At 63.0% G+C, this 14,223-nt stretch carries 17 protein-coding genes and 1 tRNA gene; 10 read left to right on the top strand and 8 right to left on the bottom strand.

All coding sequences use genetic code 11. From position 1 onward, the window contains the following. Nucleotides 1–36: 36 nt before the first annotated feature. The 5 genes from trhA to CG51_RS00790 all read right to left on the bottom strand — a co-directional run bounded on the left by trhA (nucleotide 37) and on the right by CG51_RS00790 (nucleotide 3,100). Nucleotides 37–717 carry a PAQR family membrane homeostasis protein TrhA gene (gene trhA / locus CG51_RS00810; RefSeq protein ID WP_084694989.1) on the bottom strand — a complete coding sequence of 227 codons (681 nt, stop codon included), beginning with the start codon at nucleotides 715–717 and terminating at the stop codon, nucleotides 37–39. Between the two features lie 66 nt (nucleotides 718–783). After that, complete coding sequence (locus tag CG51_RS00805) at nucleotides 784–1,218, bottom strand: CoA-binding protein (protein ID WP_035740819.1); 435 nt, start codon at nucleotides 1,216–1,218, stop codon at nucleotides 784–786. Between the two features lie 180 nt (nucleotides 1,219–1,398). After that, nucleotides 1,399–1,944 (bottom strand): YHS domain-containing (seleno)protein, encoded by a 546-nt coding sequence (locus CG51_RS00800; protein WP_051929956.1) that lies wholly within the window; start codon nucleotides 1,942–1,944, stop codon nucleotides 1,399–1,401. 94 nt (nucleotides 1,945–2,038) lie between these two features. Beyond that, on the bottom strand, nucleotides 2,039–2,842 hold the full coding sequence (rlmB, locus tag CG51_RS00795; protein WP_035741257.1) for a 23S rRNA (guanosine(2251)-2'-O)-methyltransferase RlmB: 804 nt from the start codon (nucleotides 2,840–2,842) through the stop codon (nucleotides 2,039–2,041). Between the two features lie 174 nt (nucleotides 2,843–3,016). Then, nucleotides 3,017–3,100, bottom strand: a tRNA-Tyr gene (locus tag CG51_RS00790). Nucleotides 3,101–3,253: 153 nt separating this feature from the next. Here CG51_RS00790 and CG51_RS00785 point away from each other — a divergent pair. Then, nucleotides 3,254–4,213: a DMT family transporter gene (locus tag CG51_RS00785; protein WP_051929955.1), complete on the top strand. Its 960-nt coding sequence runs from the start codon at nucleotides 3,254–3,256 to the stop codon at nucleotides 4,211–4,213. Here CG51_RS00785 and CG51_RS19335 read toward each other — a convergent pair. Beyond that, nucleotides 4,095–4,796: a thiamine diphosphokinase gene (locus tag CG51_RS19335; protein WP_035740818.1), complete on the bottom strand. Its 702-nt coding sequence runs from the start codon at nucleotides 4,794–4,796 to the stop codon at nucleotides 4,095–4,097. The two genes, CG51_RS00785 and CG51_RS19335, sit on opposite strands and share 119 nt — an antisense overlap. A gap of 141 nt (nucleotides 4,797–4,937) precedes the next feature. Here CG51_RS19335 and CG51_RS00775 point away from each other — a divergent pair, with 141 nt between their 5' ends. Beyond that, nucleotides 4,938–5,729 (top strand): hypothetical protein, encoded by a 792-nt coding sequence (locus CG51_RS00775; protein WP_035740817.1) that lies wholly within the window; start codon nucleotides 4,938–4,940, stop codon nucleotides 5,727–5,729. 6 nt (nucleotides 5,730–5,735) lie between these two features. Here the strand turns inward: CG51_RS00775 and CG51_RS00770 are convergent, their stop codons facing one another. Next, entirely contained in the window at nucleotides 5,736–5,972 is a 237-nt protein-coding gene (locus CG51_RS00770) for a DUF2842 domain-containing protein (RefSeq protein WP_035740816.1), read from the bottom strand. After that, entirely contained in the window at nucleotides 5,972–7,264 is a 1,293-nt protein-coding gene (locus CG51_RS00765; RefSeq protein ID WP_035740815.1) for an adenylosuccinate synthase, read from the bottom strand. Before CG51_RS00765 ends, CG51_RS00770 begins: the two co-directional genes overlap by 1 nt. 150 nt (nucleotides 7,265–7,414) lie before the next feature. On the opposite strand from CG51_RS00765, the gene secG reads away from it, so the two are divergent. From secG to CG51_RS00725, 8 genes are all read left to right on the top strand, one after another. After that, nucleotides 7,415–7,789 (top strand): preprotein translocase subunit SecG, encoded by a 375-nt coding sequence (gene secG / locus CG51_RS00760; RefSeq protein WP_035740814.1) that lies wholly within the window; start codon nucleotides 7,415–7,417, stop codon nucleotides 7,787–7,789. Between the two features lie 200 nt (nucleotides 7,790–7,989). After that, entirely contained in the window at nucleotides 7,990–9,633 is a 1,644-nt protein-coding gene (gene pyrG / locus CG51_RS00755) for a CTP synthase (protein ID WP_035740813.1), read from the top strand. A 168-nt stretch (nucleotides 9,634–9,801) separates the two neighbouring features. Next, the gene (locus CG51_RS00750) at nucleotides 9,802–10,266 is read left to right on the top strand and encodes a hypothetical protein (protein ID WP_035740812.1); all 465 of its coding nucleotides are present in this window, start codon (nucleotides 9,802–9,804) and stop codon (nucleotides 10,264–10,266) included. 58 nt (nucleotides 10,267–10,324) lie between these two features. Next, nucleotides 10,325–10,771, top strand: coding sequence for a tellurite resistance TerB family protein (locus tag CG51_RS00745; protein WP_035740811.1), 447 nt, complete (start codon nucleotides 10,325–10,327; stop codon nucleotides 10,769–10,771). A 137-nt stretch (nucleotides 10,772–10,908) separates the two neighbouring features. Next, nucleotides 10,909–11,685: an ABC transporter ATP-binding protein gene (locus tag CG51_RS00740; protein ID WP_035740809.1), complete on the top strand. Its 777-nt coding sequence runs from the start codon at nucleotides 10,909–10,911 to the stop codon at nucleotides 11,683–11,685. 37 nt (nucleotides 11,686–11,722) lie between these two features. Beyond that, nucleotides 11,723–12,445 (top strand): transporter substrate-binding domain-containing protein, encoded by a 723-nt coding sequence (locus tag CG51_RS00735; protein ID WP_035740807.1) that lies wholly within the window; start codon nucleotides 11,723–11,725, stop codon nucleotides 12,443–12,445. 62 nt (nucleotides 12,446–12,507) lie between these two features. Then, nucleotides 12,508–13,386 (top strand): ABC transporter permease, encoded by an 879-nt coding sequence (locus tag CG51_RS00730; protein ID WP_035740805.1) that lies wholly within the window; start codon nucleotides 12,508–12,510, stop codon nucleotides 13,384–13,386. Further along, entirely contained in the window at nucleotides 13,383–14,222 is an 840-nt protein-coding gene (locus CG51_RS00725) for an ABC transporter permease (RefSeq protein WP_035740804.1), read from the top strand. Before CG51_RS00730 ends, CG51_RS00725 begins: the two co-directional genes overlap by 4 nt. Nucleotide 14,223 lies beyond the last annotated feature (1 nt).

Here is a 14,223-nt window from a genome sequence, read left to right as displayed (position 1 = left end):
CCCGCAGGCGCAACCCCCGATCAGACAGGCATTCCGCTACCGGAAGCAGGCGAGAATGGCCGCATAGTGCATCGCCGCCGCCGTCACCACGAACCCGTGCCAGATCGCCGTCTGAAAACGCAGCTTTTCCCAAAGGAAGAATATGACGCCCAGCGAATAGACCACCCCCCCAGCCAGGATCAGCACCTGCGACAAGAGAGGAATACTCTGCATCACCGGGGCCGCGATCAGCAGACCGCTCCATCCCATCGAGAGGTAGAGGATCAGCGACAACCACCCATACCCAACGGGAAAAATCCACTTGCTCGCAACTCCGGCGATGGCCATCAGCCAGATCGCACAGAGCATCACCACGGCGGAATAATGGCTCGCACTCCGCTCAAGAAAAGGCGTGTATGTCGCTGCAATCAAAAGAAAAATTGATGAATGATCAAAGCGACGAAGAACCAGCTTCACCGCTCCTTCGGGCCAGAGGTTGTAGGCGAGCGAAACTGAGAGAGCCACAACCAGGATAAAGCCGTAGAGCGCGGCAGCCAGTTGCCCGCTCCACCCCGCGCCCGAGGCCGAGACGACGAGAACGACCGTACCAAGAAGAGCCAGCGCCACTCCGACGCCATGCACGACCCCATCCGCGATCAGCTCGTCACGGCGCGGCCGCAGGCGCGGCACACCACCGGGCAGACCGGAGGGCAGATCGGAGGGAGCGGACTCTGTCATCTGTGGCATGGCCTGAGTGTGCCAGTGATCGCACGCCCTGCCAAGCGACGCTTGTGTGACAGAATGTCAGCGTGCCGCGAGCAGGCGGGGAAACTCTATCGCGGGGCAGCGATCCTCCACCACATCGACACCCCTGGCGCGGGCAAGCACCGCCGCGTGGGGCGCGGTGACGCCAAGCTGCATCCAGACCGTCCTGAGATTGGGCAGGGCGGCGAGCGCCTCCTCCACCACGGCACCCGCAGCGTCCGAGCGGCGGAAGATGTCGATCATGTCGATGGCACCAGGATCGGGGATATCGGCAAGGCTGGCCACCACTGTCTCCCCAAGGATGGTTTCCCCTGCATGACCCGGGTTGACCGGCACAACCCGCCATCCCAGGCTCTGCAGAAAGCGGGCCACGCCATAGCTGGGACGCGTCGGATTGGGTGACAGGCCGACGACGGCGACATTTCGCGTATCGCGCAGGATGCGGGTGAACAGGGCGGATTCGCTCTGGACCATGACTGTGTCTCCAGAATAAAAAAGCGCCCAGTCACGAAGACCGGGCGCCAGTCGCGGAACGAGGGACAGTGAACCGAAGCACGGAGGTTCCGATTCCGCGCTTCTGACTGAGCAGATAGAGACCCTTTCCCGCTTTTAAAGGGGGGAGTCGCGAATCTGTGAACATATTCAGAACGAATGCTAATTTCCGGATGCGATGGATTGCTCCTCCGCTGTGGCAGTTTTGTCGATCCCGGTTGTCGCGGCGGCCCAGACCGTCAGTTCATCGGCGCTGCGGAACAGGTATAGACGCCCGTCCTGAATAGCGAAAATCTCGGGGTCGGAGGCTACTTTGCGGCCCCCGCTCTCCATCGCCCGACTGCACCATCCGCCGAACTGCGGTGCATAGGCGCGAGGATCCGCTTCGAAAGCCAGAAGATTTTCATGCGAGGCAAACAGCCAGATCGCACCTTTCCACTTCAGGGCATATTGCGTCTTGCCCTTCAGAGGATGCCCATCACTGAAATAGGATACCGGATCGCGGCCTGCGAGGGCGATGCCGCCGGGCGCAAAGATGCGGCGATTTGTCCCCGCGAGCGCGGGCACAGCCCCGGACAAGGCCACCATCCCGCAGGCACCCAGAAAGAACAGTTCCCGGCGACCTATCCGGCAACCCGTCGCGCGCGGGGCTCCGCGGCGGTCTGAAAGGCTGTGCGGCAAAGCGCCGGGTGCGGCGAGCACCGTCATGGCGCGCTCCTTCAGTCGGTCAGTTGTCCATCACAGATGACATGGTCCAAGGGCGCGGAAAACCCGCGCTCCCGCAACCGTGATGGCGCAAGGCCTACTCTCCCGAACCTGTGCCCAACCGGCCACGGTGACCAGCGGCATAGAGCGCCACCGCAGCCGCGTTGGAGACGTTGAGAGAGCCGAACTCCCCCGCCGCGGCAATGTGGACGATCACATCGCAGGTTTCCCGTGTCTTTTCACGAAGCCCCGGGCCTTCCGCGCCAAGCACCAGCGCCACCGGGCGGTCACCGAGATCGGAAAGCGCCGCATCCAGGGCGACAGTCGCCTCCCCGGCAAGACCGATCAGCGTGAACCCCATGTTGCGCAGCGTCTCCATCCCATCGGAAAGGTTACGGATGCGCAGATAGGGCTGGCGCTCCAGCGCGCCGGACGCACTTTTCGCAAGCGCTCCCGTCTCCGGGGCGGAGTGCCGTTGGGTGCCGATGACGGCCCGCGCACCGAAAACCTCTGCAGATCGCAGGATAGCGCCCACGTTATGCGGATCCGTTACCTGATCGAGGAGGACGACAAGCGGTGCCCCTTCTCCCGAAATGGCAACATCCTCCAGTCGGCCCCAGTCGAGAGGCTTCACCTCAAGGGCTGCGCCCTGATGAACGGAGCCCGGATCGATCGGAACGTCGAATTTTCTCGGATCGGCGATCTCCGGCGTCATACCGCTTTCGGCGATGGCATCCCCAAGCCGGTCCGCGGCGTTCTTGGTCACGACAAGCCGCAGCCGGGTGCGTCTGGGGTTGAGCAGCGCATCACGCACTGCGTGCAACCCGAATAGCCAGACGGTTTCCGCCGCAGCGGCCCGTTTGGCCCGCTCCTTATCAATGACCCAAGCCGGTTTTTTCATGACACGCCCCGCACAGACAACCGGTTGCAACCGGCGTTCAAAAAGCCCCCGGACCGCGTCCACGGCCTAATGATGAAAGAGGGAAACATGCACATATCCCATGCCAAAGGCATGGTCCATGCCACCTGTCGCGGAACCACCACTCCATTGATTTCCCGAAAAAATTTTTGGAAGTGGTGGGCGACCCTGGAATCGAACCAGGCATGGGTCTCCCCGGCGGAGTTACAGTCCGCTGCCGCACCTTGCAGCACGTCGCCCGACGCGAGGCGGGGATTACAGGAGCCCATGGATCCCGTCAAGGCGATTTTCCGGCCGAAGGCGACATTGTTCCGTCATGGCAAATGGCTCAAACCGTCACCGAATGTCGCAAATGAACAGCCAGCCTTTCACTAGGTCGCCTAAATAGGCGCGATGACACAGGATCGCACCTTTCTCGGCATCGCGCTGATGCTCGGCTTCTGCCTGACAGCCCCCATGATCGACGTGGCCTCCAAGATTGCCTCGCAGGCGGTGCCGGTGGGCCAGGTGACTGCCGCGCGCTTTGTCGTGCAGGCCGCGCTCATGGTGCCCGTTGTCATCCTGATGCGGGTGGAATGGCGCATGTCACGCCGCGTGCTCGGGCTGACGTTCTTCCGCGCCGCCGTCTCGATTCTCGCCACTTACGCCTTCATCGCCGCGGTTCAGGTCATGCCGCTGGCTGATGCGCTGGCCATCGCTTTCGTGGAGCCGTTCATCATCCTGCTGCTTGGCTGGGCGTTGTTCGGCGAAAGCGTGGGGCCGCGCCGGATCGCCGCCTGCGCGGTTGGTTTCGCGGGAGCCCTGCTCGTTATCCGGCCGAGCTTTGTGACCTTCGGGCCGGTCGCCTTCTTTCCTCTCATGACAGCGGTCTTTTTCGCGCTCTATATCCTCATCACCAGGAGCCTCGCCCGTCAGCAGCATCCGGTGGCCATGCAGGCGCATACGGCGCTCGCTGCCTGCGTTATGGCGATCCCTGCCTTGCTGCTCCCGCTGGACATTCCCGGCGTGCAGCTTGGTTTGGCATGGCCGGACAACGGAGCGGTCTGGATGGCGCTGGCAGGTGTGGGCGCCGCGGCCACCGTCGCACACATGCTGATGACCTATGCGCTGCGTTTCGCCGGATCGACAACACTCGCCCCCCTGCACTACTTTGAGATGATCGCGACGGTGTTCTTTGGCTACACGATCTTCGGTGATCTTCCCGACACCATCAGCTGGGCGGGAATCGCCATCATCACCGCTTCGGGCCTTTATCTGGTACACCGGGAACGTGTGGCTCAGCGGATAGCAGCGCCGACAGTGCCGCCCGCAATGCCTGTCGTGGAAGCAGCACCAGCATCCCTCGTCCCGTGAAGGACAGCCGCACGATCTCCCCATCGGTGCGATTGGAGGTGCCGACCCTGCCCGCGGGAGCAAAGTCGATACCGTCGATCGGCCAGACCAGCCCCTCGCTCCGCCCGCGGACCGGTGCGAGCGGATAGAGCGAGAGGCGCGTTCCCACGGGAAGGCGCAGCGTCAGTGTGGAGGGCGCGCAGAACACCACATCCTCCTCGCCAATCAGCAGAACGGGCACGGGGGCGCGGGTGAGCACCGTCAGCGCGGCGAGGGCGTGATCCAGCCGCCCGCCCAGAAACCCCAGCCCCAGCACGAAGGGAGCCGCCAGGCGCTGCAGGCACTTCTCGAAATCCGTGGTGTCCTGCTCGGTCACCTCCAGAACGGCGTTGCCCATCGCCTCCCGGCCCGCGGGACTCAGTGAGTCGAGATCGCCGATGACGAGTTCAGGACGGACACCCAAGGCCAGCGCCCTGTCCGCTCCGCCGTCGGCAGCAACGACGACCGGGGCGACGGAAAGCGCCAACTCAAGCAAAGGCAGCGAAATATCGGCACCGCCAAGCAAAGTGATGCCAGATGTTGCGGTAAGGACAGGTTCGGGCATGGGCTCATGTTGACGGGCCACGCCCGGACTGGCAATCTCTCGCGTCAGATTGACCGGTCCGGGCCGCGGCGGCAAGCCGCATTCGGACGGGCGGAACAGCTTGATCGGGAACAGCTCCCATCCAGCGGATATGGCGAAAGAATGACAACGAGCGGCAAGACCCTTTCCGTCACCTACGGCGATTTCTCCTGCCGTATCGAAGGCTATGAAGCTCCCACGCCGGTTCTCGCACAGGTGCTGGACGCTTTGCGGCAGGCCGCGGAAGAAAATCCCACGCTCGGCACGCGTGTCGTGGATCAGGCGGATTTGGCAGCCGTGGCGAAAGCGTTTCCGTCCACTGACATCTCTGTTTCAGAGGGCGTGCTGCGGCTGGCGGGTCCCATTGCGGAAGAGCGGGATCGCCACAGGCCCACCTACGGCCTTTCGGCTGAGGAAATCGCGGCATTCGCCGAGCCAAATATCGGCGAAAGCGCGAAGCCGGCCGCTCAGGCAGAACGCGCGCTGCAGGACGATCTGAGCGCCCCCCTTCTGCTTCTTGCGACCCAGCGGGTGGACATAGCCGCCCCGCCCCCGCCGATGAACCTGCCTCCCCTTAAGCTCATGCCTCATGAGCTTTCCATGACAAAGTACCCCGCCATTTCGGCGGACCGGCTGAAAAGCGTGCTCGCGGAGATTGCGCCGGCCAGCCTGACTGAGCGGATGGAAGCGATCGCGGCTTATCTGATGGCAGTGGAAGGTTGGAAGGATTTCACCCGTCCGGCGCTTCTGGATGCGCTGTCCAAATCAAGCAACGCACCCTATCCTTTTGAAGAGGAGCTGAAATCCTTCGGCGTCCTCGTGCGCGAAGGCCGCTTCCGGCGGCTCGGAGAAGGGCGTTTCGCCGTTGCCGAGGACTCCGCGTATTTCGATGAGTCCCACAGCAGCGTCGCCTGATCCCGCCTATTCCTCCGGCGCGTCGGGATCAGCGCGCCCGACTCCCAGGAATACTGCTCGGAACGGCAGTGCCCAGAGGATGCCCAGACCGACGTAGATCGCCAGTTCCACCCAGAACGGCTGGCGCCCGAAACGGGCGTCCAGCCAGTTCATCAACGTTACCGCGACGGCGATATAGAGCGGCACACCCACAAGCAGGATGAGCAGCGACAACCGCCGCCGGGCTTTGTACCCAAGCGCCATCAGTCCGCGAACGGATCGGTGACAAGGATCGTGTCGTCCCGCTCCGGGCTGGTGGACAGGAGCGCTACCGGACACTGGATCAGCTCCTCTATGCGACGGACGTATTTCACCGCCGCCGCAGGAAGTTCCGCCCAGGAGCGCGCTCCGGCCGTGGATTCCTGCCAGCCTTCCAGCTCTTCATAGATCGGCGTCGCGCGGGTCTGGAGCGCCGCTGCGGTCGGCAGGTGGTCGTATTTCACGCCATCCACCTCATAGCCCACGCAGATTTTCAGCGTGTCGAACCCGTCCAGCACATCGAGCTTCGTCAGCGCAATGCCGTTGACGCCGGAGATCGCGCAGGTCTGACGGACCAGAACCGCGTCGAACCAGCCGCAGCGGCGCTTCCGCCCGGTGACAGTGCCGAATTCATGGCCCCGCTCGCCCAGACGCTGACCGACCTCATCCTCCAACTCCGTCGGGAACGGGCCGGAACCGACCCGGGTGGTATAGGCCTTGGCGATTCCCAGCACGAAACCGATGGCGGAGGGGCCAAGCCCCGTCCCCGTTGCGGCCATCCCCGACATGGTGGTGGAGGAGGTCACGTAAGGATAGGTGCCGAAATCGATATCCAGCAGCGAGCCCTGCGCCCCTTCAAACAGGATGCGCTTGCCAGCACGGCGCTGTTCGTTGAGGATCTTCCACACCGGCTGCGCATAGGGGAGCAGTTTCGGCGCGATCTCCAGCAGCTTCGCCTTCAGCTCCGCGCGATCCACGGCAGGCGCGCCGAGACCCTGACGAAGTGCGTCATGATGGGCGAGCAGCCTGTCCAGCCGTGCCTCGAGCGTCTCCTCATCGCCAAGATCGGCCACGCGAATCGCCCGACGGCCGACCTTGTCCTCATAGGCCGGGCCGATGCCACGCCCCGTGGTGCCGATTTTTGAGGCGCCTGCCGCCTCTTCTCGGATCTTGTCGAGATCCTGATGCAGAGGGAGGATCAGCGGCGTGTTTTCCGCGATCATCAGGTTGTCGGTGGAAATCGCGACACCCTGACCGGAGAGCTTATCGATCTCGGAAAAGAGCGCCCACGGGTCCAGCACCACGCCGTTGCCGATCACGGCGAGCTTGCCCGGCCGCACGATCCCGGAGGGCAGCAGCGACAGCTTGAACACCTTCTCGCCGATCACGAGCGTATGGCCGGCATTGTGCCCCCCCTGAAAGCGCGCGATGATATCCGCCCGCTCCGAGAGCCAATCCACGATTTTTCCCTTACCCTCGTCGCCCCACTGGGCGCCGACGACGACGACATTGGCCATTTCAAGACTCCGCCTCTGGTCGATGCGGGGAGTCCTTACCCCGACCGCGCGCGCAAAACCACGCGAAAAACGCACGAGGGGCGAACAGGGTGACTTGCGACCCGTCCGCCATGCCTCTAGATAGGCGCGGAACGAAAGGCCGGCTGCCCCATGGAAAACATCCTGCTCATCATCCACCTCCTGCTCGCGCTGGCGCTGATCGTCGTCGTGCTGCTCCAGCGGTCAGAAGGCGGCGGCTTGGGCATGGGCAGCGGCGGCGGCGGAACCGGTGTCATGACCGGGCGACAGGCGGCAAATGCGCTGACCCGGCTGACTTGGGGTTTCGCGGTGGCCTTCCTCTGCACCTCGGTCGCACTGACGATCATTTCGGCGGAGCGGTCGGGTGGCGGTTCGGTTCTCGACCGGCTGGGCTCCGATCTCACCCCTCCGCCCGCGGCGAGCGAGCCTGCTCTTCCCGCGGATGGCGGCAGCCTTTTGCCGCCCTCGACCGGAAGCGCACCTGCCACGCCGCCCCGCGCGGACTGACAGGCTGAAAGTTCGATCCCGGCGGACGCCCGCGCGCCCGCCATCTCACTGTTACAACAACACAAGTTATCGGGGCTTCAGGAAGTCTTTCCGCAGGATATTGCGCACCCCCAAGGTTTTCGCTATATCCCAGGTCCCGTGATGCCGCGATTCTTGCAAGAACCGCGGTAGATTCTTATTGGAACCACGGGAGCAGCTTAATGGCACGTTACGTCTTCATCACGGGCGGGGTGGTCTCCAGCCTGGGAAAAGGGCTCGCCTCGGCTGCCTTGGGCGCGCTTCTTCAGGCGCGCGGCTACTCTGTCCGCCTGCGCAAGCTGGACCCCTACCTGAACGTCGATCCGGGCACCATGTCGCCTTTCGAGCATGGTGAAGTGTTCGTGACCGATGACGGCGCAGAGACTGACCTCGACCTCGGCCATTATGAGCGGTTCACCGGTGTCTCGGCCCGCAAGACCGACAGTGTCTCCTCCGGCCGCATCTATTCCAACGTGCTGGAGAAGGAACGGCGCGGCGACTATCTCGGCAAGACTATTCAGGTGATTCCGCACGTCACCAACGAAATCAAGGACTTCCTTCGCGTGGGCGAAGATGAGGTGGATTTCATGCTCTGCGAGATCGGCGGCACCGTCGGCGATATCGAGGGTCTACCCTTCTTCGAGGCGATCCGCCAGTTCGAGCAGGAGCGGCAGCGCGGGCAGTGCATCTTCATGCATCTCACACTACTGCCCTATATCGCCGCAAGCGGTGAGCTGAAGACCAAACCCACCCAGCACTCCGTGAAGGAACTGCGCTCCATCGGCATCGCGCCCGACGTGCTGGTCTGCCGGTCGGAGAAGCCCATTCCGCAGAAGGAGCGCGAGAAGATCGCCCTGTTCTGCAACGTCCGGCCCGATGCGGTGATCGCCGCGCCCGACCTCAAGACCATCTACGAGGCGCCGCTGGCCTATCACCGCGAAGGGCTGGATCAGGCAGTGCTCGACGCCTTCCAGATCGCCCCTGCCCCGCGGCCCGACCTCTCCCGCTGGGAGGATGTCATGGACCGGCTGGAGAATGCGGAGGGCGAGGTACGCATAGCCGTCGTCGGCAAATACACGCAGCTCGAAGATGCCTACAAATCCATCGCGGAGGCGTTGACGCATGGCGCCATGGCCAACCGCGTACGGGTCAAGGCGGAATGGGTCGACAGTGAGATTTTCGAGCGTGAAGACCCTGGCCCGTGGCTGGAGGACTTCCACGCGATCTGCGTTCCCGGCGGCTTCGGCGAGCGCGGCACCGAAGGCATGATCAACGCGGCCCGCTTTGCGCGGGAGCGGAAAATTCCCTATCTCGGCATCTGCCTCGGAATGCAGATGGCAGTGATCGAATCCGCCCGCAACCTTGCCCGGTTGAATGATGCGGGGTCGGAAGAGTTCGATCACGAAGCGGGAGAAAGGCGCTTTACCCCCGTAGTTTACCATCTCAAGGAATGGGTGCAGGGCAACCACCGGGTCGAGCGCAAGCTGGGCGACGACAAGGGCGGCACAATGCGGCTCGGCGCCTATACGGCCGTGCTGAAGCAGGGATCGCGCGTCGCGGGCATCTATGGCTCGCCGGAGATCGAGGAACGCCACCGGCACCGCTACGAGGTGGATATCCGCTATCGCGATCAGCTTGAGGGGCATGGGCTTGTGTTCTCCGGCATGTCGCCCGACGGGCGCCTCCCCGAGATTGTCGAATACGAGAACCATCCCTGGTTCATCGGTGTGCAGTTCCACCCGGAACTGAAGTCGAAACCCTTTGCGCCCCATCCGCTGTTCGCCGACTTCGTGCGGGCCGCGAAAGAGGCCGAACGTCTGGTCTGACGCCGCACCAAGGCGCGGGGGACGCCCCCCGCGACCCCCGGCGTCACCGGCAATGAAATGCTCCAGCCGATCAGAAAGCCGCCTGAAGGCAGACATCGGGCGCCTTCTTCCTTGCCCGACGCGCGAGAGCGGTTAGATTTCGCTCAACCAGACACATCGGAGCGCACAATGATCCGCCACATCCTTCTTCCCGCCTTTCTGCTCATGCTCGCGGGTTGTGGGCCGCTGATCAACGGTGGAGCAGATCCTGATCGTCTGCACTGCCTCGGCGAAGGGGCAGAAGGCCGCTGCCAAACCGTGTGGGACCGTGATCTGGGCGCCAGCTACCCGGCGGGCCGGTCGCAGCGTGGCTCTTATACTTCCGCACCCACCGTCACTGTTTCCCCGGAAACCGAGGCCAGGAGCGTGCCGGTGGTCCGTGACCGTTCAGGCGTCGCGGCCATCAGCCTGCCTGCCGCCTGCCTTATCGGGGACCGTGCCTATCCGCAGGGCTCACAAGCGATTCGGGCGCTGACAGGACAGTATCGCGGCATAGGCTTCATCAATCCGCAGCCGCTGAACGGGCAGAGCAAGCAGGAGATCTGCACCTGCTCCATGGCCGAGGGCGCGGGCCCCTACTGGGCCTGCATCTGACCCTGCGCCGCAGGATGTGATTCGCGAACACGCAGCACCGGACCTTATATCGACACTCATGCTCCAGGATCTCATCCGCCTTTTCACGGGCGACACCGATCGCCATTCCTTTGCCACGGACGATGTGCGTCTGGCGTTGACGGCGCTGCTCGTCCGTGTCGCACGCGTGGACGGCACCTATTCGGACGAAGAGAGTGACCGGATCGCCCGGATCGTCAGCACCCGCTTTGCCCTGGGCCCGTTCGAGGCTGCCTCCTTGCTGCGCGAGGCAGAGAAGCTGGAGCAGGTTGCCCCCGATACGGTGCGTTTCACCCGCGTCATCAAGGATGCCGTCGCCTATGAGGAACGCGAAGGCGTGATGGAGGCGCTGTGGGACGTGGCTCTGGCTGACGGGATGCGGAACCAGGAGGAGAATGCGATGCTGCGGCTCACTGCGAACCTGCTGGGCGTGAACGATCGGGACAGCGCGCTTGCCCGCCAACGGGTGGAAAGCCGCCACGGCTGACGGAGACTGCTCAGCCAAGGGGCATGACGGGGCATACTGCTTGCATTTTATGCGACCTATCGCCTCTGATGCTCGGGACTTGTTGCATTTCATCAGGAAAATCGTCCAACTATCGATCAAGCAACAGGACGACCCCCGTGACAACTGCGACATCGCCCGTCATCGAAATCATCAATCTCCACAAATCCTATGGCAACCTCGAGGTGCTGAAGGGCGTCAGTCTCTCCGCGCCGAGAGGGCATGTGGTCTCCCTAATCGGCTCCTCCGGATCGGGGAAGTCCACACTGCTGCGCTGTGCCAATCTGCTGGAGGACAGTCAGGAAGGTGAGATCCTGTTCGAACGGGAAGCCGTCCTGTGGCATGGGGAGGGGCCTCACCGCCGCCCGGCCTCCCGCCCGCAGGTGCTGAGGATCCGGACGAACCTGTCCATGGTATTCCAGCAGTTCAACCTGTGGTCCCACATGACGGTTCTCCAGAATGTCATGGAAGCGCCGGTTACCGTGCTTGGACAGCCCCGCGAGGCGGTGGAGGCGCGTGCGCGGCAGCTTCTGGACAAGGTGGGAATCGGCGACAAGGCCGACCGCTATCCCTCGCAGCTTTCCGGCGGGCAGCAGCAGCGGGCCGCCATCGCGCGGGCCCTTTGCATGGAACCGAAAGCCCTGCTCTTTGACGAACCCACCTCGGCGCTGGACCCGGAGCTGGAACAGGAAGTGATCCGCGTCATCAAGGCGCTGGCAGACGAGGGGCGTACGATGATCATCGTGACCCATGACATGCGGATGGCGGCCGACGTCTCCGATCATGTTGTCTTCCTCCATCAAGGGCGGGTGGAAGAGGAAGGATCGCCGGATATGCTTTTCGGTGCACCGCGAAGCGAGCGGTTGCGCCAGTTTCTTCGCGCGGGCGGTGAATAACGCTCGGCAAGCCCATAAGATAACAGGGAGTTTTACTATGAAGAAAATCGCAATGACCGCGGCTGTTCTGGCGTCTATGGCGGGATCCGCCTTCGCCCAGCAGGTAGTGCGGATCGGGACGGAGGGCGCCTATGCCCCCTACAACTTCATCAACGACAGCGGCAAGCTCGACGGGTATGAGATCGAGCTGGGCGGCGAACTCTGCAAGCGTCTCAGCCTGACCTGCGAATTCGTGCAAAACGACTGGGACACGATCATGGCGAACCTCAACTCGGGGAACTACGACCTGATCATGGCCGGAATGTCTATCACCGAAGAGCGGAAGAAGGACCGGCTGTTCACGCAGAACTACACGCCGCCCACCGTCTCCCTCTACGTCGCCGCCTCCGAGAATGTCGATGTGAAGAAGGGCATCGTGGCGGCCCAGACCGCGACGATCCAGGCGCAGCACGTGGCTGAATCAGGTGCCACGCTGGTTGAGTTCGCCACGCCCGATGAAACGGTCTCCGCTGTACGGAATGGCGAGGCCGACGCTGTTCTGGCCGATCTCGACTATCTCAAACCGATCGCTGAACAGTCGAACGGCGAGCTTGTCATTGTGGATCGTGTGCAGCTTGGCGAAGGTGTCGGTGCTGCATTCCGCATGTCCGACGCAGCGCTCCGTGACCGTTTTGACGGTGCAATCGCGGAAATGAAGAAGGACGGCTCCATCAACAAGCTCATCGTGAAATGGTTTGGCGACGACGCCGCCGTTTATTGATGCCCCCCGGGATCGGGGCATACCCGATCCCTCTCCCTAATTCCGGATAGTCCGAGCCGCCGATGTTCAGCTTCTGCGTCGATCCCGCTACACTCGACGGCCTTCAGTGGTATGCGTGCTACCTGACATCGGGCAAGCACCTGCTGTTTTACCGTTCCTTTCTGGTGGTGATCGCGCTTCTTCTCATCACCGCGCCGCTTGCGCTTGCGCTTGGCTTTGCGGGAGCGGTTGCCGCGCGGTCGCATTTCGCGCCGGTGAGCCTCATCGGCAAAGGCTACAGCGCCATGGTGCGCGGGGTGCCGGATATCGTGTTCTTCCTGTTCGTGCCGCTGATGATCGACCAAGGGCTCGAATGGATGCGTCACAAGATCAAATGCCCCGACTGGACCGAGCCCGTCCGGCGCGGGTCGGACTTCATCGTCTGCCCGGAGGCAAAGCTTCCGCTCGCCTCCTCGCCGCCGTGGATCCATGAGATCTATGGGTTTACGCTGGCGGTCGTCGCCTTTGCCATCGTCTTCGGGGCCTTCGCCGCCAACGTGATCTATGGCGCGATGAACTCCGTTCCCAAGGCGCAGCTGGAAACGGGCGAAGCCTACGGGATGAGCCACGGGCAGATCTTTCGCCGCATCCTTGTGCCGCAGATGTGGACCTATGCGATACCGGGCCTTTCCAACCTCTGGATGATCCTCATCAAGGCAACGCCGCTCCTGTTCCTGCTGGGGGTTCAGGACATTGTCTACTGGGCGCGCGAACTTGGCGCCTCCAAGACCTCGCATTTCGACTATCCGCATGGCGACTGGCGGCTGTGGTACTTCCTCGTCCTGCTCGCCTGGTATCTCCTGCTGACATGGATAAGCGAGCGGGTTCTCGCCCGTTACACGCGCCGGCTCGCCATGGGTCAGGCCACGCTCGCGGGTGAGCAGATCAGGAGAGCGGCATGACTTGCGGCGAGGCGTTTCAACTCTATGGCCTCCGCGCGTTGGGGTTCGGGGAACGGCGGCTCCCGACGGGAGAGATCGGGCTTTGCGAGCAGGTGGTCCTTATCGGATCCGGCCTGCTGTGGAATATCTATTTCGCAGCGCTCGCCCTGCTGATCGGGTTCTTCTTCGCCACAGGTCTTGCGCTTGCCAAGGCCAGCCCCCGGCGTTGGCTGTCGAAACCGGCGGATCTCTTCATCTTCCTGTTCCGCGGGTCTCCGCTCTTCATCCAGTTCTTCTTTGCCTACGAACTTTTCATGCTGCTGCCCAAGGTGGGCGTGGACATCCCGCTCGGTTTCACCACGCTCACCGTTGAAACGCGCTGGCTCACCCGGGCGTGGCTTGGCGCGCTCGTCGTGCTTTGCCTGAACACGGCGGCCTATTCCGGGCAGATATTCTACGGCGCGCTGATGGCGGTTCCGAAAGGCGATATCGAGGCCGCGGATGCGTATGGCTTCTCCAGCCGGCAGAAATTCACGCGCATCGTGTGGCCGACCATGCTGCGTCTCGCGTGGCCCGCCTATACGAACGAGGCGATCTTCCTGCTCCATGCCACGACGCTCGTCTTCTTTTCCGCCTTCCCCGCATGGCAGCAATCGGGTGACAGTCTCTATTATGCGAGCTACTTCGTTTCGAGAACCTTCAACCCGTTCGTGGCCTATCCGCTGGTCGGCCTCTACTTCATTGTGCTGACCCTGCTGGTGATCGGGCTTTTCGGGCTGGTGAACCGGCGGCTCAACCGGCATGTTCCACGGGCGGCGCGGCGACAACTGAGATTCAAGCCGCAATACGTCAGGTAAA

Origin of the sequence: Haematobacter missouriensis, from assembly GCF_000740775.1 — a bacterium.
GTDB classification, from domain to species: domain Bacteria; phylum Pseudomonadota; class Alphaproteobacteria; order Rhodobacterales; family Rhodobacteraceae; genus Haematobacter; species Haematobacter missouriensis.
This window is presented reverse-complemented; position numbering and strand designations above follow the sequence as displayed.

Excerpts from the sequence above, each read along its gene's own strand:
- trhA (WP_084694989.1), bottom strand. The coding sequence starts at position 717 with ATGACAGAGTCCGCTCCCTCCGATCTGCCCTCCGGTCTGCCCGGTGGT.
- CG51_RS00805 (WP_035740819.1), bottom strand. The coding sequence starts at position 1,218 with ATGGTCCAGAGCGAATCCGCCCTGTTCACCCGCATCCTGCGCGATACG.
- CG51_RS00800 (WP_051929956.1), bottom strand. The coding sequence starts at position 1,944 with ATGACGGTGCTCGCCGCACCCGGCGCTTTGCCGCACAGCCTTTCAGAC.
- rlmB (WP_035741257.1), bottom strand. The coding sequence starts at position 2,842 with ATGAAAAAACCGGCTTGGGTCATTGATAAGGAGCGGGCCAAACGGGCC.
- CG51_RS00785 (WP_051929955.1), top strand. The coding sequence starts at position 3,254 with ATGACACAGGATCGCACCTTTCTCGGCATCGCGCTGATGCTCGGCTTC.
- CG51_RS19335 (WP_035740818.1), bottom strand. The coding sequence starts at position 4,796 with ATGCCCGAACCTGTCCTTACCGCAACATCTGGCATCACTTTGCTTGGC.
- CG51_RS00775 (WP_035740817.1), top strand. The coding sequence starts at position 4,938 with ATGACAACGAGCGGCAAGACCCTTTCCGTCACCTACGGCGATTTCTCC.
- CG51_RS00770 (WP_035740816.1), bottom strand. The coding sequence starts at position 5,972 with ATGGCGCTTGGGTACAAAGCCCGGCGGCGGTTGTCGCTGCTCATCCTG.
- CG51_RS00765 (WP_035740815.1), bottom strand. The coding sequence starts at position 7,264 with ATGGCCAATGTCGTCGTCGTCGGCGCCCAGTGGGGCGACGAGGGTAAG.
- secG (WP_035740814.1), top strand. The coding sequence starts at position 7,415 with ATGGAAAACATCCTGCTCATCATCCACCTCCTGCTCGCGCTGGCGCTG.
- pyrG (WP_035740813.1), top strand. The coding sequence starts at position 7,990 with ATGGCACGTTACGTCTTCATCACGGGCGGGGTGGTCTCCAGCCTGGGA.
- CG51_RS00750 (WP_035740812.1), top strand. The coding sequence starts at position 9,802 with ATGATCCGCCACATCCTTCTTCCCGCCTTTCTGCTCATGCTCGCGGGT.
- CG51_RS00745 (WP_035740811.1), top strand. The coding sequence starts at position 10,325 with ATGCTCCAGGATCTCATCCGCCTTTTCACGGGCGACACCGATCGCCAT.
- CG51_RS00735 (WP_035740807.1), top strand. The coding sequence starts at position 11,723 with ATGAAGAAAATCGCAATGACCGCGGCTGTTCTGGCGTCTATGGCGGGA.
- CG51_RS00730 (WP_035740805.1), top strand. The coding sequence starts at position 12,508 with ATGTTCAGCTTCTGCGTCGATCCCGCTACACTCGACGGCCTTCAGTGG.
- CG51_RS00725 (WP_035740804.1), top strand. The coding sequence starts at position 13,383 with ATGACTTGCGGCGAGGCGTTTCAACTCTATGGCCTCCGCGCGTTGGGG.